Annotated in this window: 24 protein-coding genes; 5 read left to right on the forward strand and 19 right to left on the reverse strand. The window is 71.5% G+C overall.

Annotated elements, in window-relative coordinates; translation table 11 throughout:
- The first annotated feature begins 85 nt into the window (after positions 1-85).
- Positions 86-1345: an isochorismate synthase MenF gene (locus DEJ06_RS00940; RefSeq protein WP_111038106.1), complete on the forward strand. Its 1260-nt coding sequence runs from the start codon at positions 86-88 to the stop codon at positions 1343-1345.
- A gap of 101 nt (positions 1346-1446) precedes the next feature.
- Here the strand turns inward: DEJ06_RS00940 and menD are convergent, their stop codons facing one another.
- Both menD and DEJ06_RS00950 read right to left on the reverse strand, forming a co-directional pair.
- Entirely contained in the window at positions 1447-3252 is a 1806-nt protein-coding gene (menD, locus tag DEJ06_RS00945) for a 2-succinyl-5-enolpyruvyl-6-hydroxy-3-cyclohexene-1-carboxylic-acid synthase (RefSeq protein WP_111038348.1), read from the reverse strand.
- Positions 3245-3604, reverse strand: a complete 360-nt coding sequence (locus DEJ06_RS00950) for a PLDc N-terminal domain-containing protein (protein ID WP_071406307.1) — start codon at positions 3602-3604, stop codon at positions 3245-3247. Before DEJ06_RS00950 ends, menD begins: the two co-directional genes overlap by 8 nt.
- Before the next feature lie 64 nt (positions 3605-3668).
- Here DEJ06_RS00950 and DEJ06_RS00955 point away from each other — a divergent pair, with 64 nt between their 5' ends.
- Positions 3669-4004: a DUF4229 domain-containing protein gene (locus DEJ06_RS00955; protein ID WP_111038107.1), complete on the forward strand. Its 336-nt coding sequence runs from the start codon at positions 3669-3671 to the stop codon at positions 4002-4004.
- A gap of 45 nt (positions 4005-4049) precedes the next feature.
- On the opposite strand, the gene DEJ06_RS00960 is transcribed toward DEJ06_RS00955, so the two are convergent.
- The 4 genes from DEJ06_RS00960 to DEJ06_RS00975 are packed head-to-tail and all read right to left on the reverse strand — an operon-like array spanning position 4050 to position 7536.
- A complete protein-coding gene (locus DEJ06_RS00960; protein ID WP_111038108.1) occupies positions 4050-5051 on the reverse strand; it encodes a 1,4-dihydroxy-2-naphthoate polyprenyltransferase in 1002 nt (333 codons plus the stop codon).
- 40 nt (positions 5052-5091) lie between these two features.
- Positions 5092-6231: an AMP-binding protein gene (locus tag DEJ06_RS00965; RefSeq protein ID WP_111038109.1), complete on the reverse strand. Its 1140-nt coding sequence runs from the start codon at positions 6229-6231 to the stop codon at positions 5092-5094.
- Positions 6231-7160, reverse strand: coding sequence for a 1,4-dihydroxy-2-naphthoyl-CoA synthase (locus tag DEJ06_RS00970; protein ID WP_111038110.1), 930 nt, complete (start codon positions 7158-7160; stop codon positions 6231-6233). The genes DEJ06_RS00965 and DEJ06_RS00970 overlap by 1 nt, the downstream gene beginning before the upstream one ends.
- 31 nt (positions 7161-7191) lie before the next feature.
- Positions 7192-7536: a hypothetical protein gene (locus tag DEJ06_RS00975; protein WP_071406302.1), complete on the reverse strand. Its 345-nt coding sequence runs from the start codon at positions 7534-7536 to the stop codon at positions 7192-7194.
- Positions 7537-7855: 319 nt separating this feature from the next.
- Here DEJ06_RS00975 and DEJ06_RS00980 point away from each other — a divergent pair, with 319 nt between their 5' ends.
- Positions 7856-8845 (forward strand): o-succinylbenzoate synthase, encoded by a 990-nt coding sequence (locus tag DEJ06_RS00980; protein ID WP_111038111.1) that lies wholly within the window; start codon positions 7856-7858, stop codon positions 8843-8845.
- Between the two features lie 271 nt (positions 8846-9116).
- Here the strand turns inward: DEJ06_RS00980 and ccsB are convergent, their stop codons facing one another.
- From ccsB to DEJ06_RS01010, 6 genes are all read right to left on the reverse strand, one after another.
- Complete coding sequence (gene ccsB / locus DEJ06_RS00985) at positions 9117-10136, reverse strand: c-type cytochrome biogenesis protein CcsB (protein ID WP_110863489.1); 1020 nt, start codon at positions 10134-10136, stop codon at positions 9117-9119.
- A 5-nt stretch (positions 10137-10141) separates the two neighbouring features.
- Positions 10142-11866, reverse strand: coding sequence for a cytochrome c biogenesis protein ResB (locus tag DEJ06_RS00990; protein ID WP_250896982.1), 1725 nt, complete (start codon positions 11864-11866; stop codon positions 10142-10144).
- Positions 11850-12548 (reverse strand): cytochrome c biogenesis CcdA family protein, encoded by a 699-nt coding sequence (locus DEJ06_RS00995; RefSeq protein WP_110863490.1) that lies wholly within the window; start codon positions 12546-12548, stop codon positions 11850-11852. Before DEJ06_RS00995 ends, DEJ06_RS00990 begins: the two co-directional genes overlap by 17 nt.
- A 45-nt stretch (positions 12549-12593) precedes the next feature.
- Positions 12594-13232, reverse strand: a complete 639-nt coding sequence (locus tag DEJ06_RS01000; RefSeq protein WP_111038112.1) for a TlpA disulfide reductase family protein — start codon at positions 13230-13232, stop codon at positions 12594-12596.
- Entirely contained in the window at positions 13229-13885 is a 657-nt protein-coding gene (locus DEJ06_RS01005) for a histidine phosphatase family protein (RefSeq protein ID WP_111038113.1), read from the reverse strand. Before DEJ06_RS01005 ends, DEJ06_RS01000 begins: the two co-directional genes overlap by 4 nt.
- A gap of 67 nt (positions 13886-13952) precedes the next feature.
- On the reverse strand, positions 13953-15446 hold the full coding sequence (locus tag DEJ06_RS01010; RefSeq protein ID WP_111038114.1) for a SulP family inorganic anion transporter: 1494 nt from the start codon (positions 15444-15446) through the stop codon (positions 13953-13955).
- Between the two features lie 69 nt (positions 15447-15515).
- On the opposite strand from DEJ06_RS01010, the gene DEJ06_RS01015 reads away from it, so the two are divergent.
- On the forward strand, positions 15516-15890 hold the full coding sequence (locus tag DEJ06_RS01015) for a MerR family transcriptional regulator (protein ID WP_111038349.1): 375 nt from the start codon (positions 15516-15518) through the stop codon (positions 15888-15890).
- Here DEJ06_RS01015 and DEJ06_RS17985 read toward each other — a convergent pair.
- Together DEJ06_RS17985 and DEJ06_RS01020 are read right to left on the reverse strand one after the other, a co-directional pair.
- Positions 15867-16094 carry a hypothetical protein gene (locus DEJ06_RS17985; RefSeq protein WP_128780976.1) on the reverse strand — a complete coding sequence of 76 codons (228 nt, stop codon included), beginning with the start codon at positions 16092-16094 and terminating at the stop codon, positions 15867-15869. The genes DEJ06_RS01015 and DEJ06_RS17985 overlap by 24 nt on opposite strands.
- Positions 16091-16426, reverse strand: coding sequence for a hypothetical protein (locus DEJ06_RS01020; protein WP_146245773.1), 336 nt, complete (start codon positions 16424-16426; stop codon positions 16091-16093). Before DEJ06_RS01020 ends, DEJ06_RS17985 begins: the two co-directional genes overlap by 4 nt.
- Before the next feature lie 33 nt (positions 16427-16459).
- Between DEJ06_RS01020 and aspS the strand changes: the two genes are divergently transcribed.
- Complete coding sequence (aspS, locus tag DEJ06_RS01025; protein ID WP_111038116.1) at positions 16460-17800, forward strand: aspartate--tRNA(Asn) ligase; 1341 nt, start codon at positions 16460-16462, stop codon at positions 17798-17800.
- 128 nt (positions 17801-17928) lie between these two features.
- Here the strand turns inward: aspS and DEJ06_RS01030 are convergent, their stop codons facing one another.
- The 5 genes from DEJ06_RS01030 to DEJ06_RS01050 form a co-directional block, all read right to left on the reverse strand.
- Positions 17929-18222 (reverse strand): Dabb family protein, encoded by a 294-nt coding sequence (locus tag DEJ06_RS01030; protein WP_111038117.1) that lies wholly within the window; start codon positions 18220-18222, stop codon positions 17929-17931.
- Complete coding sequence (locus DEJ06_RS01035) at positions 18219-18473, reverse strand: glutaredoxin family protein (protein WP_071247435.1); 255 nt, start codon at positions 18471-18473, stop codon at positions 18219-18221. The genes DEJ06_RS01030 and DEJ06_RS01035 overlap by 4 nt, the downstream gene beginning before the upstream one ends.
- 87 nt (positions 18474-18560) lie before the next feature.
- Positions 18561-18659, reverse strand: coding sequence for a 30S ribosomal protein bS22 (locus tag DEJ06_RS01040; protein WP_003792170.1), 99 nt, complete (start codon positions 18657-18659; stop codon positions 18561-18563).
- A gap of 109 nt (positions 18660-18768) precedes the next feature.
- Complete coding sequence (locus DEJ06_RS01045) at positions 18769-18963, reverse strand: helix-turn-helix domain-containing protein (RefSeq protein ID WP_111038118.1); 195 nt, start codon at positions 18961-18963, stop codon at positions 18769-18771.
- 157 nt (positions 18964-19120) lie between these two features.
- A complete protein-coding gene (locus DEJ06_RS01050) occupies positions 19121-19636 on the reverse strand; it encodes a helix-turn-helix transcriptional regulator (protein ID WP_051596885.1) in 516 nt (171 codons plus the stop codon).
- Positions 19637-19660: the final 24 nt, after the last annotated feature.

Below are 19660 nucleotides of genomic sequence, written 5' to 3' on the forward strand. Positions count from 1 at the left end.
CGATCAATCCTAGAGGTCCCGACCGAGCGTTCACCGGACTCGCAGCCACCCGGGCGGTGCGGGATCGGCGCGTAGCATCGGAGCCGTGACCCGAACCACCACGGCGGCGCCCCCGCTGACGGTCTCGACCCGGATCCTCGACGACCCGGGCGCCGTCCTCCGCCACACGCTCCGCGACCGTCCCCTCGCCTTCGTCCGGAACGGCGACGGCATCGTCGGCATCGGTGAGGCGCTCCGGTTCACGTTCACCGGCCCCGACCGGATGCGGGACGCCGCGGCCCTCTGGCGCAGCATCGTCGAGACCGCCGTCGTCGACGACCCGGTGCAGCTGCGCGGGTCGGGGCTCGTCGCGTTCGGGTCGTTCGCCTTCGCCGACGACTCCGCCGACGAGAGCGTGCTCATCGTGCCCCGGGTGGTCCTCGGCCGGCGTCGCGGCAAGGCCTGGCTGACCGCGATCGACACCACGCTCGGCGCGGAGCCCCTGGCCTTCACCCGGACCTCGGTCCCAGTCCCCCACGTCGGGCCGCACGTCTCCGTGGCCCTGCGTCCCGGGCACATCGACGAGGACACCTACGCCGCCAACGTGACCGAGGCGGTCCGCCGCATCGTGGCCGGGGACGCCCGCAAGGTCGTGCTCGCCCGCGATCTCGTCGGCACGCTGCCGCCGGGAGCCGATCGACGGGCGGTCCTGCTCGACCTCGCGGCCGCCTACCCGCAGTGCGTGACCTTCGCGGTGGACGGACTGGTCGGCGCCACCCCCGAGACCCTCGCCCGCACCGACGGCACACGGTTGACCGCACGGGTGCTCGCCGGCAGCGCCGCCCGGGGCACCGACGAGGTGTCCGACCGGGCCGCCGCCGAGGCCCTGGCCAGCAGTGCCAAGGACGTCGAGGAGCACACCTTCGCGATCGACAGTCTGCTCGCGGCCCTCGCACCGCTCGCGACGGACCTGCGCGCCGACGCCGAACCGTTCCGGCTGCAGCTGCCGAACCTGTGGCACCTGGCGACCGACGTGCAGGCCACGCTGCCGCCCGACACCACGTCGCTGGACGTCGCCGACGCCCTGCACCCGACGGCCGCGGTCGCCGGGACCCCGACGGACGTGGCCGTGCGGCTCGTCGCCGAGCTCGAGGGCGTCGACCGCGGCCGCTACGCCGGGCCGGTCGGGTGGATGAGCGCGACGGGCGACGGCGAGTGGATGCTCGCGCTCCGCAGCGCCCGGATCGACGACGACGGCACCGTCCGGGCCTGGGCGGGGGCCGGGATCGTGGCCGGCTCGGAGCCGGCGCGCGAGGTCGCCGAGACGGCGCTGAAGTTCCGGCCGATCACCGACGCGCTGGCCTGAGGCAGGCGCGCGACCCACGCGGTCGCGCGATCCACGCGGTCGCGGGATCCACGCGGTCGCGCGACCCTCGTGGCCGCGCGGTCCCGACAGCCGCTGGCCGGTCAGTCGGCCAGCGGAACCTCGATCACGACCCGCTCGGCCGGGTCGGTGAGCACCCGCTCCAGGTCACCCCACGTCGCCGCCCGGCGGTACTCCCACCCGAGGCCCGTGACGACCCGTTCGACGTCGACGTGCTGCGGGGTCGACATCATCCGCCGCATGTCGGCTTCGGGCGTGGTCTTCGCCACCTCGAGCCCGCGGAAGATCGCGCCGCCGTGGTCGTTGCCGACGACGACCTGCACCCGGTGGGTGCGTTCCTCGGTGCCGGTGACGAACGCTCCGAGGTCGTGCAGCAGGGTCAGGTCGCCGAGGAGCACGCGTGTGGTGCCCACGGAGGCCGAGGACTGCTCGAGCGCCGCGGCGATGCCGAGTGCGGTCGAGACGGTGCCGTCGATACCCGCGAGCCCGCGGTTCGCGTGCACCCGGATCTTCTTGCCGAGCACCCGGGCGTCGGCTTCACGGATGAGCTGCGACGCCCCGAGGACCAGCCGGTCGTGCGGCCAGGTCACCCCCCAGACGGCCTCGGCGAGCATGGCCCGGTCGACGGGTCGGCGACGGAGCGCGACCTCGTCACGCAGGAACTTGTTCCGCTCGGCACGGTCGGCGGAGCGCTTGGCGTCGAGGTCCGGGCCGGCATCGCCGTCCCCCAGGATCCGTCGGCTGGCGCCGACCCAGCGGCCGACCCACGCGCGGTGCTCCGGCCGGGTGCGGCCCGTCACGCGGACGTCGGACACGAAGGTGGTCAATGATTCGCTGGGCCCACGCCGCCGGTTCCCGGGCGACGCGCCAGCGGCGTCCGGGCCGTGCCGGTGGGGAGAGGCACGGGCCGGGTCGAAGGGGTCGGCCGCCGGTCCGCGGACGACGATCGCCTCGACCCCGTCGCGCTGCAGGAGCGCGGGGACCTCTCTGCTGAGGGTCGGGTGGCCGAGCACGACGGCGCGGCGGACGGCGCCGCCGTGGTCCGCGTCGCGCAGGAGTTCGCGGTAGGCGACGACCAGGTTGCGGCCGAAGCGCGCGCCGCTCGAGACCTCGGCGAGGAGCGGCGCCCCGAGTTCCCAGGCGATCCGCTCGGCGTCCTCGCCGGCATCGTGCCCGGCGATGACGACGGTGCCCGGTTCGTCGTCCGGGGTGAGTTCGGCGACCGGCAGACCCGTGTGCGCCCGGCGGGTCGCGAACGCCAGGTCGACCTCGTCCTCGGGCACGGGGCTGACGTGCTCCGGGGCGAGTCCGGCCGACAGCGGCTCGCGGAACGCGACGTTGAGCTGCGCGGGACCGGGCTGTCCGGTGTGCCCGGCTGCGGCGGCGACCGCCTGGCGGGCGAGGGTGCGCAGGGTGTCGCGGACCGAGCCGTCGACGCCGTGCGTCGACGGGGCCTCGACGTCGCGGACGAAGGCGACGGCCTGGCCGAAGATCCCCGGCTGGACGGTGGTCTGGTTGCTGCCGATGCCGCGCAGTTCGTCGGGACGGTCGGCGCTCAGCACGATCATCGGCACGCCGGAGTGGTGCGCCTCGAGCACGGCGGGGTGCAGGTTGGCCACCGCGGTGCCCGACGTCGTCACCACCGCTGCGGGTCGGTGCGTCTCGACGGCGAGCCCGAGTGCGAAGAACCCGGCGGTCCGTTCGTCCAACCGCACGTGCACGGTCAACCCGCCGGCGCGCTCGAGGGCGACTGCCGCGAGGGCGAGTGCCTGGGAACGCGAACCGGGGCTCACCACGACGTCGGTGACGCCGGCACGCACGAGTTCCTGCAGGAGGGCGAGCGCGGTGTCCGTCGCCGGGCTGCCCGAACCGGCGGGCCCGTCAGCGATCGGTGCGGCCGTCGTCGTCGCGCTCGTGGAACTGGTCTTCGAGGTCTCGGAGGGTCGCGTCGTCCTGGTCCTTGTCCGTGAGGGTGGTGCCCGGCTCCGGCGTGGTGCCGAGGAAGTCCGGGTCGTCTTCGGGTCCACGGTAGCGGGCCGACGCACCGGGGTCGGCCGCCGGGGTGCGGCCCAGCAGGAACCAGAGCACGCCACCGAGGACGGGCAGGATGATGACGAGCAGCAGCCACACGCCGCGACGCAGGGAACGGACGCGCTGACGCGGCATCGTGCCGCAGTCGATGGCCGCGTACACCGTGAAGGCGACGGCGGCCACGGCGACGATCAACCACAAGCGGACCATGCGGTGAAGTCTAGGTCGCGACCCTGTGATGCCCCTGCCGGTCGGCGCTCCGTAGACTCACCGTGTGAAAGCGTGGCTCCTGTACACCCTGGCTCGGCTCGGCATCTTCGTGGTGGCGCTCGTGCTCCTCCTGCTCCTGACGCCGATGCCGTGGTACTGGGCGACGATCGTGGCCGCCCTGGTGGGCCTGCTCATCTCGTACATCGCTCTGTCCGGACTGCGCACGCAGGTCGCGCTGAGCCTGGCGAACCGCCGCGGTACCCCGGAGCGCGACGCGGACTCGGACTTCGAGGACGACTTCGTCGACGCCGCCGACTCCGACGCCGCGGCCACCCCGACCGTCCGTCCGGTGTCCGACGCCGACCGGCACGGGGCGCGCCGGGACACCGACGCCGACTGACTCCGAGCGCGAGGGCGGGGCCGTCCGGTGGAGCAGCCGGAACGGCTACGGCTGGACGGCCAGGGTGATCCCGAGCACCACGCCGAAGGCGAGCGAGGCGAACGACGACAGCTGCAGGGCCGTGATGAGCTCGCGGGGCTTCCGTGACGACACCCCGATCGCCAGTGCCGGCAGCGCCAACAGCAGCGAGAAGTACGTGAAGCCCGTGCGGAAGTACAGCAGCACGAACCAGAGCAGCACGACGTACGGCAGCATCAGGAACAGGCCGTACAGGACGCGGGCCACCGGACGCCCGACGACCACGGCGAGCGTGCGCTTGCCCGCCAGCTGGTCCTCGTCGATGTCGCGGATGTTGTTCACCATCAGGACCGCGCAGGCGAAGAACCCGGCGGCCACCGCGGCTGCCCAGCCGCTGACCGTGACCTCGCGGATCTGCACGAACTGGGTGCCGAGCACGGCGACCAGCCCGAAGAAGACGAAGACGAAGACCTCGCCCAGGGCGTTGTACCCGTACGGCTTCTTGCCGCCCGTGTAGAACCAGGCTGCGACGATGGCGGCGGCCCCCACGAGCAGCAGCCACCACAGCTGGGTGAGCAGCACGATGACCAGGCCGGCGACCGCGGCCAGGCCGAAGAACGTCAGGGCGACGGTGAGCACGGTCCGGGGGTTGGCCAGACCGGCTCCGGTGAGTCGTGCCGGGCCGACGCGGTACTCGTCGGTGCCGCGGACCCCGTCGGAGTAGTCGTTGCTGTAGTTCACACCGATCTGCAGGAAGAGCGCCACGGCCAGGGCGAGCAGCGCGACGGCGAGGTGGCCGTCCTTCGCCAGGTAGTCGCCGAAGTCGCCGGGCTCCCCGCTGTCGACGAACGCGACGGCGGTGCCGAGCACGACCGGGACGACACCGAGGGTCAGGGTGCGCAGGCGTGCGCCGCCGATCCAGTCGCGTGCGGTCGCCTTCCGCTTGGTGCGGGCGGGGGCAGCGGCCTTCGCCGGGTTGCCGGACCGGCCCTGCTTCTGCGTCGAGTTCTTCGTTCGTGCCACGAGCACCGATCATATTGCCGATGCGCCGCCCGGCCGCTCGCGGTCCCTACGGGCGGCCCGGCTCCACGAGCGCCTGCACGGCCCGACGGTCGGGTTTGCCCGACGACAGCAGCGGGATCCGGTCCAGCACGACGACGTCCGCCGGCCGGGCGGCTCGGCCCAGGGTGGCGCCGACGTGCGCACGCACGGCATCGAGGTCGAGCGGCTGCTCGGTGATGACGACCGGGACCTCGCCCCACTCCCCCGCCGAGCGCCGGGCGACGACAGCGGTCTCCTGCCCGGGCAGCCCGCGGACGAGCCGTTCGACCGCACCGAGCTGGACCTTCTCGCCGCCGGAGATCACCACGTCGTCGAGGCGTCCGAGCACGCGGACCACGCCGTCGGACAGGGTCGCGGTGTCCCCGGTCCGGTACCAGCGCAGCCCGTCCCGCTCGACGAAGGCCGACGCCGTGCGGGCGTCGTCGTCCAGGTACCCCTCGGCGAGCATCGGCCCCGCCAGGTGCAGCTCGCCGTCGACCAGCGCGGTGCGCACCGTGCCGAACGGGACGCCGTCGTAGACGCATCCGCCGCTCGTCTCGCTCGCACCGTAGGTCGTCACGACCCGGACCCCGACGTCGAGCGCACGCTGCCGGAGCGGCGCTGGGGTGGCCTGCCCGCCGACCAGGACCGCGTCGAACCGGGCGAGCGCACGGGTGGCGTCCGGGTCGTCGAGGACCCGGGCGAGCTGCACCGGCACCAGCGAGGTGTAGCGACGCGGCGCGGCCGGACCGGTGACCAGCCGTTCGGCGGCCTCGGTGAACGCGGCGGCCGCGAAGTGCCCGGGTGGCACGACGACGGGTTCGGTGCCCGCGGTGATCGAGCGGGTCAGGACGTTGATGCCGGCGATGTAGTGCGTCGGCAGCGCGAGCACCCAGCGCCCGGGCCCACCGAGTGCCGCGTCCGCCGCGGCAGCACCGGCGAGGAGCGCCTCGGACGAGAGCGCCACGCGCTTGCCGGTGCCGGTGGACCCGCTCGTCTCGACCACCAGGGCGACCGCCTGCCGGACCTCGGCCGGAGGTGGCGTCGGCAGGGCCGGTGCCCCCTCGGCGACGGGGAGCAGTGCGGGGCCGCCGGCGAGTGCTGCCTCCAGGCCGCGCAGCACGGCCGTCGGGTCCGACGTACCGGTCGCGACCAGCGGACGGGGCATCAGTAGTGCCAGGGGAACGCGGTCCACTCGGGAGCGCGCTTCTCGAGGAACGAGTCGCGGCCCTCGACGGCCTCGTCGGTGCCGTAGGCCAACCGCGTCGCCTCGCCCGCGAACACCTGCTGGCCGACCATGCCGTCGTCCACGGCGTTGAACGCGTACTTGAGCATCCGGATCGCCGTCGGCGACTTGCCGAGCACGATCTCGCCCCAGCGGATCGCCTCACGCTCCAGGTCCTCGTGCGGCACCACGGCGTTCACCGCACCCATCTCGTACGCGCGCTGGGCGGAGTACTCCTGGGCGAGGAAGAAGACCTCGCGGGCGAACTTCTGCCCGATCTGCTTGGCGTAGTAGGCGCTGCCGTAGCCGCCGTCGAACGAGCCGACGTCGGCATCGGTCTGCTTGAACTTCCCGTGCTCGGCGCTCGCGATGGTGAGGTCGCAGATCGCGTGCAGGGAGTGCCCACCGCCCGCAGCCCAGCCCGGGACGACCGCGATGACGACCTTGGGCATCATCCGGATCAGCCGCTGGACCTCGAGGATGTGCAGCCGGCCCATCGACGCCTGGGCGGCCGCGGGGTCCACACCCGCGGGCGGCGCACCCTCGTCGCCGACGTACTGGTAGCCGCTCCGCCCCCGGATGCGCTGGTCGCCGCCGGAGCAGAACGCCCACCCGCCGTCCTTCGGGCTCGGGCCGTTGCCGGTGAGCAGCACGACGCCGACACGGGGGTCCTGCCGCGCGTCGTCGAGGGCGCGGTAGAGCTCGTCGACCGTGCGCGGGCGAAAGGCGTTGCGGACCTCCGGACGGTCGAAGGCGACCCGGACGATGCCCTTGGAGACGTGCTTGTGGTACGTGATGTCGGTGAACTGCTCCGCGATCGGAGCGGTGGTCCAGACGTCGGGGTCGAACAGGTCGGAGACGGGAGCAGCCATGCTCCCAACGTACCGCCGGGCGTCTGGCGGGTCAGGCGCCCATGTCGGTCAGGATCTCCGGCGCGACGAACACCATGATCACGATGAGGATGACGGGGTTCGCGAAGAACGCCAGGACGACCCCGACGGCGCCGTACCAGCGTCCGAACGAGCCGACGGCGGCGACGAACCCGAGCACGGCGGCGACGAGCGTCAGGAACACGACGACGAAGCAGATCCCGAAGGCGAAGTTCGTGTCACCGCCCATGAACACGGCGAAGGCACTGGCGTCGACCGCGGCGGACACCACGGCCAGGCCGAGGGCGATCTTGCCGACGACGGGGTTGCGGCGCTTCGTGCCACCCGTCTGCCGGACGTCGACGGTGTTGCGCTGCATGAGGCGGGCGAAGTCATCGGAGTCGCGCCCGGGAGCCGCCGCGGATCGAGCGCCCGCTGCCGGGCGGGTCGCCGCCGAGGGTCGCGCTGCAGCTGCCGGACGAGTCGAGGCCGCCGGGCGTGCTGCTCCGGCGCTCGACGGGTCGGACGGGCGCTGCGATGCACGCTGCTGTGCTGCGCGCTGCCGCGGATCCACCGCCACCGAGCCTCCCTCGTTCCGGGTCGTTCCCCTGCCGACCGAGGCCGACCGATGCATGCTAGTGCCCTGCCCTGGCGGTCCCCTCCGAGGAACCGGCGGGCCCCCTGGGTGCGGTGGGAGGATGGCGGACGTGCTCCCCGACCTCGCCGACCTCCTCGCCGACGCCCACGTGGTGGCCCTGCCCATGCGGGTGCGGTTCCGCGGCATCACCACGCGCGAGGCGGTCGTGCTGCGCGGACCCGCCGGCTGGACCGAGTTCTCCCCGTTCGTCGAGTACGACGACGCCGAGGCCGCCGCCTGGCTGCGGGCCACCGTCGACTTCGGGTGGACGGACCACGAACCCGCCGCCGACTCCGTGCCGGTCAACGCCACCGTCCCCGCGATCGCCGCCGCCGACGTCGCCGATCTGCTCGCCCGGTACCCCGGCTGTACGACGGCCAAGGTCAAGGTCGCCGAACCCGGCACGACCGTCGACGACGACGTCGCCCGTGTCGCCGCGGTCCGCCGGGTGATGGGGCCCGAGGCCGCGGTCCGGGTCGACGCGAACGGGCTGTGGAGCGTGGAGCAGGCCACCGCGGCGCTGGAGCGGCTCGCACCGTTCGACCTGCAGTACGCCGAGCAGCCCTGCGCGACGGTGCCCGAGCTCGCGGAGCTCCGGTCGCGGATCGCCGGCCTCGGCGTCCGGGTCGCCGCGGACGAGAGCGTCCGGAAGGCGAGCGACCCCCTCGCCGTCGCCCGGGCCGGTGCCGCCGACGTCCTGGTCGTGAAGGCCCAGCCGCTCGGCGGGACCACCGCGGCCCGTGCCGTCATCGCCGACGCCGGGCTGCCGTGCGTCGTCTCCAGTGCGCTCGACACCTCGGTCGGGCTCGGCATGGGAGCGTTCCTGGCCGCTGCGGCGATGACGCCCGGGTACGCCGCCGGGCTCGGGACGGCGGCCATGTTCGCCGGGGACGTCACGACCGATCCGCTGCTGCCGGTCGGCGGTCGGGTGCCGGTGCGCCGCGTCGACGTCGCGCTGGAGCTGGTGGACCGGTACGCCGCGTCGCCGGAGCGCACGGCGTGGTGGCGTGCGCGGGTGGCCCGCGTGCACGATCTGCTCGCCGCCGGGTAGCGCCCGCCGCGTCCTCACGAGACGCCGGCGTCTCCGGAAGACGCCGGCGTCTCAGTTCGACGCCGGCGTCTCCTTTCGGCGCCGCCGAGTCATCGAGACGCCGCCGTAATCAGCGGCGTCTCACCGATGACGCGGCGTCCCACCGACACGACGGCGTCTTCCTGGCCGTGCACGCACCCCGGAGGACGGACGGGAGGCACGGTGCCAGCTGGCACCGTGCCTCCCGTCCGGTCGTGATCGCGACCAGGGCCGCGTCAGCGACCCGCGTGACTCACAGACCCGAGTAGCTGTGCAGGCCCTTGAAGAAGACGTTCACGACCGAGAAGTTGAACATCACCGCAGCGAAGCCGATGAGGGCCAGCCAGGACGACCGCGCACCGCGCCAGCCACGGGTCGCACGGGCGTGGATGTAGCCCGCGTAGACGACCCAGATGATGAAGGTCCAGACCTCTTTCGTGTCCCAGCCCCAGTAGCGACCCCAGGCGCGCTCGGCCCAGATCGCACCGGCGATGAGCGTGAAGGTCCACAGGACGAAGCCGACGAGCAGGACGCGGTAGGTCAGGACCTCGAGCCGGTCGGCGTCGGGCAGCGTCGCCATGAAGCGGAGCTTGCCGGAGGCCGTGCGGCCCTGGCGGTACGTCTGCACGAGCTGCGCCACCGCGAGCCCCGCGCCGAGCGCGAAGAACCCGGTGCCGGCGATCGCCACGAACACGTGGATGACCAGCCAGTACGACTGCAGGGCCGGCTGCAGCGGGACGACGGGGACCCAGTAGTTCACGGTCGCGATGCCGAGCAGGATGATCGTCAGGCCGGTGATGAAGACACCGAGGAACTTCAGGTTCTGCCAGAACTGCACGAGCAGGAAGATCAGCGTGATCAGCGCCGTGCCGGTCAGCGAGAACTCGAACATGTTGCCCCACGGCACACGGTCGGCCGCGATGCCGCGGAGGACGACCGAGGCGACGTGCAGGACGAGCGCGAGGATCGTCATCGCCATGCCGACGCGCTCGAACTTCGTGCCGCGGCCGGCCGAACCGCCCGACGGCGGTGCGGCGACCTGCTCGAGCACGACGGTGCCGCCGCGGACGGTCGCGACCGTCTTCGCGCCGGGTGCTGCCGCAGCGCTGGCCGCGTCGGCCGAGCTGTCGTCGGCGCCCGCGTTCTTCGCGGCGGCCGTGACGTCGCCGGAGCGTTTGGCCATGTCGAGGGCGAACGAGATGAACGCGACCACGTACACCGCCATCGCGGAGTACGTGAGCACGACCGAGTAGGTCGCGAGGTTCGTGGTCATGTCGTTCACTGGGGCATCCTAACTCCGAGGTCCGACGTGTGGCGCTGTGCGATGTCCGCGACGGCCCGTTCGAGGTTCGGGTCCTCGCCGCGTGCGAGTCCGGCGTACTCGAGGTCGTACTCGCCGCCCGCCGTGTCCGTGCGCGGGACGACCTTCACCCAGACGCGACGGCGCGGGACGAACAGCGAGGTGAGCAGGCCGAGGGTGGAGAGCAGGGCGAACCCGCCCACCCAGAGCTGCGAGGGGTCGTGGTGCACGTCGAGGGAGACGTACCGCTTGACGCCGTCGAACGTGATCGACCCGGCACCCTCCGGGAGCTTCTTCGTCTGGCCGGGCTTCAGCGCGATGCTCGCGGTGTCCGACTGCCGACCGGCGATCTGGTCGAGCCCCTTGGTGCTGAGCGTGTACACGCTCTGCGGGACTCCGCTGTCGAGCCCGAGGTCGCCCGTGTAGACCTGCAGCGTCAGCAGCGGGTTCTGGGTGTCCGGGTAGGCACTCGAGTAGGCGCCGCTCGCGAGCTTCGATGCCGTGGGGTAGAAGAACCCGACCATGCCGAGCTGGTCCGGCTTCGCGTCCGGCACCTTGATGACGCCGGTGGAGGTGTAGTTCGCGTCCTCCGGCAGGAACGGCACGACGTCCTTGAAGGCCACGTTGCCGTCGCCGTCGCGCACCGTGACCTGCATCGCGTAGCCGTTGCCGAGCAGGTAGACGTTGGTGCCGCCGACGTGCAGCGGATCGTTCACGCCGAGGCGGCTCGTCTTCGGCTCGCCGCCCTTCTCGGTGCTCGTGACCGTGGCCGAGTAGTCGAGCGCCTGCCCGAGGGCGTCGAGGTTGCGCTCCTCGTACTTCGTCACGAACTTGTCGAGCCGGAGGTTGTAGCCCTTGAGGTCGGTCTGCTGGAACCAGCGACCGGGGTTGAACGAGTCGTACGAGCCGAGCACGTTCGAGAACGTCTGGCCCTCGACCAGCAGGCGCTGACCGGTGAAGCCGAAGCCACCGCCGACCCCGACCGCCAGGAGCACCCCGACCAGGGCGGCGTGGAACACCAGGTTGCCGGTCTCGCGCAGGTAGCCGCGCTCCGCGCTCACCGAGTCGCCGAACCGCTCGACGCGGTACCCGGACCGCTTCAGGATCGCCATCGCGCGCGTCACCGCGTGCTCGGCGGACGGGAGGCCCGTGGTCGCGTCGATCCCGGTCGTCCCGTCGATCATCGCGTCCGGCTGCACCGCCACCGTGCGGAAGCCCGCCAGTCGCGTCAGGCGCGCGGGGGTCTTCGGCGGACGGGTCCGCAGTGCCTGCCAGTGGTGCTTCGTGCGGGGCACGATGCAGCCGATGAGCGAGATGAAGAGCAGCAGGTAGATCGCGGAGAACCACACCGAGGTGTAGGTGTCGAAGACCTGCAGCTTGTCGAGGACCGGGTAGAGCTGCGGGTGGTCCGCCTTGTACTGCACGACGCCGTTCGGGTCGGCGGTGCGCTGCGGGACGAGCGAGCCCGGGATCGCCGCGAGGGCGAGCAGCATGAGCAGGAACAGCGCCGTGCGCATGCTCGTCAGCTGCCGCCAGAAGAACCGGAGGTACCCGACGAAGCCGAGCTTCGGCTGGTTGATGCCGCCGTCGGTGGGGCCGGAGCCGTCGACGTGGTCGGACGGTCGCTGCGGGTCGGAGGCGCTGTCGGCTCCGTCGCCTGCGCCCGTCGGGATGTGCTCGTTCAGGTCAGACCGCGGGGACAAAGCTCTGGATCACCGCCCCCACGCTCGACATGACGGCCGACCAGATACCGGTGACCATGAGCAGACCGATGACGATCAGGATTGCTCCTCCGATGATGTTGACGGTGCGCATGTGACGCTTCACCGCCGCGATGGCCCCCGTGGCCCAGCCGGCGCCGAGGGCGACGAGGACGAACGGGATGCCGAGCCCGAGGCAGTACGCCACCCCGAGCCACATGCCCTGCCAGGCGCTGCCCGACTGCACGCTGAGCAGGTTGATGGCCGCCAGCGTCGGGCCGAGGCACGGGGTCCAGCCGAGGCCGAACACGATGCCGAGCAGTGGGGCGCCGAGGATCCCGGTGGCCGGGGTCCAGCTGGGCTTGATGGTGCGCTGCAGGAACGTGAACCGACCGACGAACACCAGGCCCATCGCGATCACGACGACCCCGAGGATCTGCGTGATGAGGTCGCGCCACCGCACGAGCCAGAAGCCGAGCGCGCCGAACACCGTCGTGTACGCCACGAACACCGCGGTGAACCCGGCGATGAACAGCAGCACGCCGAGCACCACACGACCCCGACGCTGCCCGCCCTCGGCGACACCGCCGACGTACCCGAGGTACCCCGGCACGAGCGGCAGCACGCACGGGGACAGGAACGACACGAGCCCGGCGAGCGCCGCCACGGGCAGCGCGACGGCCATCTGGCCGCTCAGGATCGCGTCGGCGAAGGGGTTGGAGGTCACGGGTCAGGAGGCCTTGCCGGCGTCGAGCTCGTCGCTGACCAGGGTCTGCAGGATGCTCGTGCCGTCGATCGCGCCGAGGACCCGGGCGGCCACGCGGCCCTTGGTGTCGAGGACGATCGTGGCCGGCACCGCGTTCGGCGCGATCTGCCCGGACATCGCGAGCTGCATCGTGCCCGTGCGCTGGTCGAGGACGGTCGGGTACTGCACGTCGAAGGTGCGCTCGAAGGCGGCCGCGGTCGCTGCTTCGTCGCGCACGTTGACACCGACGAACGCGACGTCGTCGGCGTCGGCGTACTCGTCGTGCACCTGGTTGAGGTACTTCGCCTCGGCACGGCACGGGGGGCAGCTGGCGTACCAGAAGTTCAGGACGACGACCTTGCCGCGGAGGTCCTTCGACGAGACCGTGTCACCGTTCGAGTCCTCGGCCCGGAAGGTGACCGGGTCGGTGCGGTCCTTCGCGGAGACCTCGGTCACGGCACCGTCACCGGAGATGTAGTTCTGGGTCGTGCCGTTGCCGTACTGCTTCGCGATGCCGCCGCTGTCCGACGAGCAGCCGGACAGGACGAGCACGGCAGCGACGGCCGTCGCTGCGAGGACCGCGAACCGCTTGCTGATGACGCGCGCACGCTTCGTGCTGTTCACACTGCTCCTTCGTCGACGGCGGTCGCGCGCAGTTCCTGCGCGGGGTCCGCGTACCCGACCTCGGTGAACCGACCGGTCGACGTGGCGGGCACACGTTCGACGGTGGTGATGCTCGACAGGTCACAGCGGCGCTTGCGCGGGTCGTGCCACAGGGGCTCCCCCGCGAGCTTCCGGTGGACCATCCAGATCGGCAGCTGGTGGCTGACCAGGACGACGTCGCCCTCGTCCACGCTCTCCCACGCCGTGGTCATCGCCGCGAGCATGCGGTTGGCGATCGACTCGTACGCCTCGCCCCAGCTGGGACGCAGCGGGTTCGCGATCCACGGCCACTCCGCCGGGCGGCCGAGCGAGCGCTTCGTGAACCCGGGGGGCTGCCCCTCGTAGCGGTTCGTCGGTTCGATCAGGCGCTCGTCGAGCGTCACGTCGAGCCCGTAGGCGGCCGACCAGGGTGCGGCGGACTCCTGCGTGCGCTGCAGCGGGGACGCGACGATCCGACGCACGTCGACGCCGGCGTCCTTCCAGGCGGTCGCGGAGGCCTGCGCCATCCGCGTGCCGAGGTCACTCAGCCCGAAGCCCGGGAGCCGGCCGTAGAGGACGCGGCCCGGGTTGTGCACCTCTCCGTGCCGGACGAGGTGGAGACGGGTCGCGGGCATGGGTTCCAGTGTAGGTCGCCCGCGGTTCCCACCGCCCCCTCAGGTGATTCACCGGATGCGGAAGCACTCAGCCGCCGAGCTCACCGGAGAGCCGCCCGTGCAGCGCGATCGACCCCGTGTCGAGGTTCACCACCTCGACGGTCGACCCGTGCTTCGCGAACCGCTGTTCGACCCCGTCGAGCGCCGCGACCGTGGACGCGTCGAACACGTGGGCGTCGGCCAGGTCGATGATCACGCGCTCCGGGTCCTCGGCGTAGGAGAACCGTGTGACGAGGTCGTTCGACGAGGCGAAGAACAGCGCCCCGCGGACCCGGTACCGCACGGTGCGGTCGTCGACCGGCTCGCGCACCACGGTCACCACGTGTGCCACCCGTCGGGCGAAGACCAGGGCCGCCACGACCACACCGACGAGCACCCCGGTCGCGAGGTTCTCGGTCACGACGACCACCACGACGGTGACCAGCATGACCGCGGTCTCGCCGAACGGCATCCGGCGCAGCGTGCGCGGTCGGATGCTGTGCCAGTCGAAGGTCGCGACGCAGACCATGAGCATGACCGCCGTCAGTGCCGCCATCGGGATCTGGGCCACGAGGTCGTGGAGCACGATCGTCAGGACCAGCACCGAGACACCGGCCGCGAAGGTCGAGACGCGGGTCCGGGCACCCGCGGTCTTCACGTTGATCACCGTCTGGCCGATCATCGCGCAACCGCCGGTCCCACCGAAGAAGGCGGACGCGATGTTCGCGACGCCCTGGCCCCACGACTCGCGCCACTTGCTCGAACCCGTCTCGGTGATGGAGTCGACGAGCTGCGCGGTGAGCAGGGTCTCGATCAGCCCGACGATCGCGACACCGAACGCGTACGGGGCGATGATCTGCAGCGTCGCGAACGTGAACGGCGTCGTGATGCCGCCGAAGCCCGGGAGCGCCGTCGGCAGTTCGCCCTCGTCGCCCACCGTCGGCACGGCGACGCTGAACACCATCGTGATGCCGGTGACGACGACGACCGCGATGAGCGGTGCGGGGATCGCCTTCGTCAGGAACGGGAAGCCGACGATGATCGCGATGCCGAGCGCCGTCAGCGGCCAGACGATGAACGGCACGTCGTCGCCGAGCAGGTTCGGCAGCTGGGCGGTGAAGATGAGGATGGCCAGGGCGTTCACGAACGCGACGTTGACGCTGCGCGGGATGAAGCGCATCAGCCGTGCCACCCCGAGGAACCCGAGCACGAGCTGGAACACGCCGCCCAGGACGATCGCGGGCACCAGGTACTCGATCCCGTGCTCTCGGACGAGCGGGGCGATGACGAGCGCCACCGAGCCGGCTGCGGCGGAGATCATCGCGGGGCGACCACCGACGATCGAGATCACGATCGCGATGACGACGCTCGAGAACAGGCCGACCGCGGGATCGACCCCGGCGACGACGGAGAACGAGATCGCCTCGGGGATGAGGGCCAGCGCGGTGACGATGCCGGCCAGGACCTCTCGGGTGAGCATGCGGGGCGAGCGGAGGGCGGCGAGGACGCTCGGGGCCGTCGGCGCGTGTGTGATCACGGACATCGATCGGAACTCTACCCTCACGTGAGGGTAGAGTCGTACGCCGTGAGCACCAGCGACGCCCCCGACACGATGCACATCGGCGAGCTCGCCGACCGCGCCGGCATGTCCCTGCGCACGATCCGGCACTACGACGAGGTCGGGCTGCTCGTGCCGAGCGGCCGCACCACCGGCGGCTTCCGGGTCTACACGGCGCAGGACCTCGAACGGTTGCTCGTGATCCGCCGGATGAAGCCGCTCGGGTTCACGCTCGACGAGATGGCCGAGCTGCTCCGCGTGGTCGACGCCCTCGCGATGAAGGACCCCGATGACGAACCAGCGCTGGCAGCCCGCCTCGACGCGTACCTCGAGGACGCCCGCGCCCGCCACGCCAAGCTCATCGAGCGGGCCGGCATGGCCGAGGAGTTCATCGGCACGCTCGGATCACTCCGCGCGTCGCTCCCCTGAGCCCTCGAGCACGCCAGCCGCGATGAGGCGACTCCGTTCCCGCTTCGCCTCGGCCATCTCCTCCATCATCTCCCGCAGCCGATCGTGTTCGGCGATCACCCGACGTGCTCGCCATGGCCGGAACCAGTGCCGTTTGCGCACATTCGCCTTCCACTCCTCGTCCCGCCGCACGAACAAGGCCTTCACCGGGTCCCGTTGCGTCACGTCTGCTCCTCTTCCGTCACCAGTTCCAGCACGAGCTTGCCGATGACCTCGTCGGCCTCGCGAAGAACCTGCATGTTGTACATCGCTCCTGCGACGAGTCTCCCGATCTCGACACGACCCACGTCCGCGTCTGTGACGTGGTCGACCACCCAGACGAATCGTGACCAAGCCCGGTCGCGCTGTTCACGCGCGACGTCCCGCCGCCACCGGATGACCGCCCACAGCCCACCGACGACCGCCACGAGCAGCGTGAACGCCGCCGTGCAGAGCGCAGCCACCACCACCGCGACCGCCGCAGGCGGCCCTGTGGAGGGAAGAACCCTGCCGCCCACGCCCCCGGACGCAGGCGGTTAGACTCGACCACCGTGATCGAACGCACCCGCATCGCCGACCTGGCAGCCCTCCCCGACGGTCCCGTCTCCGTGGCCGGATGGGTCGAGACCGTCCGAGACCAGAAGAAGGTGCAGTTCGTCGTGCTGCGCGACGAGACCGGCGCCGTCCAGCTCGTGAACCCGGCGACGCGCGAGGCCGAGGACGGCGACGACGCCGCACAGTCCGCCTTCGCGACCACCAACGAGATCTCCGGCCTGGCGCACGGCACCTTCGTGCACGTCACCGGCACGCTGAAGCACGACGAGCGCGTGAAGCTCGGCGGGCTCGAGGTCAAGATCGGTGCGCTGCAGGTGGTGAGTGCCGCGATCCCGGAGACCCCGATCGCCGACGACTCGTCGCTCGACAAGCGCCTCGACTGGCGCTTCCTCGACCTGCGCAACCGCAAGCAGAACCTGATCTTCCGGATCCAGACGACGCTGGAGCACGCGTTCCGCACGTACTGGGTCGACCGCGACTACATCGAGATCCACACCCCGAAGCTCATGGCGTCGGCATCCGAGTCGCGCGCCGAGCTGTTCCAGCTGGAGTACTTCGAGACGACCGCCTACCTGGCCCAGTCGCCGCAGAACTTCAAGCAGATGGCGCAGCCGGCCGGCTTCGGTGCCGTGTTCGAGATCGCGGACGCCTTCCGCGCCGACCCGTCCTTCACGAGCCGCCACGCCACCGAGTTCACCAGCGTCGACGCCGAGTTCTCGTGGATCGAGTCCCACGAGGACGTCATGGCGATGCACGAAGAGGTCCTGGTCGCCGGCATCACCGCCGTCAAGGAGAAGTACGGCAAGGACATCGCGGAGGTCTTCGGCTTCGAGCTGCAGGTCCCTGCGACGCCGTTCCCGCGCGTGACCCTGGCCGACGCGCGCAAGATCGTCGCCGACAGCGGCTACGACGTCGTCCGCGCCGACGGTGACCTGGACCCCGAGGGCGAGCGCCGCGTCGCCGCCTGGGCGAAGGAGCACCACGGCTCCGAGTTCGTGTTCGTCACGGAGTACGACGCCTCGATCCGGCCGTACTACCACATGCGGAAGCCCGGCGACCCGTCGGTCACCAACAGCTACGACCTCATCTTCAACGGTGCCGAGATCTCCACGGGTGCCCAGCGTGAGCACCGCGTCGACGTGCTCGAGGCGCAGGCCGTCGAGAAGGGTCTCGACCCGGAGGAGCTCGGCTGGTACCTCGACTTCTTCCGCTACGGCGTCCCGCCGCACGGCGGCTTCGGTATGGGCCTCGCACGCGTGCTGATGCTCATGCTCGGTGAGCCGTCGATCCGCGAGGTCACGTACCTGTTCCGTGGCCCGACGCGCCTGACCCCGTAGTCACCAGCGAGTGAGCAGAAAAGGTCGCCTCCGGAAATCGGAGGCGACCTTTTCTGCTCACTGGACGCACGCAGCGCACGCAGCGCACGCAGCGCACGCAGCGCCGGGGGCGGGACGGGAGGCCCGGCTCAGCTCTGCCAGTCGATGGCGGCCCGCGCCGTGACCAGTTCGCGGATCTCCGCTGCCGCGGCCTGGTGCTCCGGGTGCACCTGGTACGCATCGAGCCCGGCGAGGTCGTCGAAGCTGGCGACGACGGCGACGTCGTGGTTCTTGTCCGGGTAGGCGACGTTCTCGACGACCTCGAGCGACCGGATCGACTCGACGGTGCCGACCAGACCGGTCAGGAGTTCGCGGATGCGGGCGATCGACGCGGTGCGGTCGAGGTCGGTCCGCAGGGACCAGGAGACGACGTGGGAGATCATGCGCGGGCCTCGGCCTTCTCGAGCGCACGTGCGAGCCGGTCGGCGTCGACGTGCCAGTTGCTGTGGACGCGCCCGTCGATCAGCACGACGGGGATGTCCTCCGCGTACTCCTGGCGGAGGGCGTCGTCGTCGAGGATCGAGCGTTCCTGCAGGGTGACCCCCGGGTGGTCGGCGACGACGCGTTCGACCACGGGTCGGGCGTCGTCGCAGAGGTGGCATCCGGGCTTCGTCAGGAACGTCACTGCGGGCATGGTCCCAGCGTAGTCCGGGAACGCGAAAGCCCCGGCGAACCGGGGCTTCTCGTGCAGGTCCTCCGACCTGCGCAGACCTGTGAGGGTCTACTTCTTGTTGCGTCGCTGGTGACGCGTCTTGCGAAGGAGCTTGCGGTGCTTCTTCTTCGCCATGCGCTTACGACGCTTCTTGATGACAGAACCCATGTGGACCTCGCTCGGACTGATGCTGATGTACGGACACCGGGCCGAAGAGACCGCGGAAAATCAACCTGCCCGAGTCTACCGGCTGCCCGCTGTGATGTCGAACGCGCGCTCAGCCGACGTCCGCCACGCCACCGCGCAGCACGTCGGCGACGGCTGACTGGGGGACGCGGAAGGAACGGCCGAAGCGGATGGCGGGGAGCTCACCGGCGTGCACCATCCGGTACACGGTCATCTTCGAGACGCGCATCATCTCGGCGACCTCAGCGACGGTGAGGAAGCGCACGTCGTCGAAACTGCCGGTCATGGTCCGCCTTCGGGGCTCGCACGCGCGCTGCGCACGGGAGTGGTGTGACCTGTGTGGTCAGTGGCAACTGTAGAGGCGTGTGCGACCCGGTGTCCAGGATCAGTCCGCGCCGCGTGCACCGGCGCCGCCCCGTCCTCGGAAGCCCGAGCGGCAGGGCTCAGTCCTCGTCGCCCCGGCGGGTGAAGCGCTTGCGGCTGCGGTCGACGACGCGCTCCCAGCCCTGCTGCGCGCCGGAGATCGCCGCGGTCGCCCGGTACGACGCCTCGGCCATCACACGACCGAGCTCGGTGCCCACCTCCACCGTCGCCTTGCCGGCCGTGCCGTTCCGGCGGATCGACACCGGCTGGCCGTCCGGCGTCCACGCGGTGGTGGCCGGGGTGCCGTCGGCGTCGACCGCGCCCGTGAACGGCAGGACCCAGTCCTCGAGGTGCACGAGCGGCTCCGGGTCGAGTCGGTAGTAGCGGTGCTGCCCCTCTTCGCGACTGGTGACGAGCCCGATGTCGCGCAGGACGCGCAGGTGCTTCGACACCGTGGGCTGGCTGACCCCGAGGCGTTCGACCAGCTGGCCGACGCTGAGCTCCCCGCCGGTGACGTCCGATCCGTAGGCGGACAACAGCGTGCCGAGCAGCTCGCGCCGGGTCGGGTCCGCCACGACGGAGAAGATGTCGGCCATGGGGCAAGGCTAGCCGGGGCACCA

This window comes from Curtobacterium sp. MCLR17_051 (genome assembly GCF_003234395.1).
Taxonomy (GTDB): Bacteria; Actinomycetota; Actinomycetes; order Actinomycetales; family Microbacteriaceae; genus Curtobacterium; species Curtobacterium flaccumfaciens.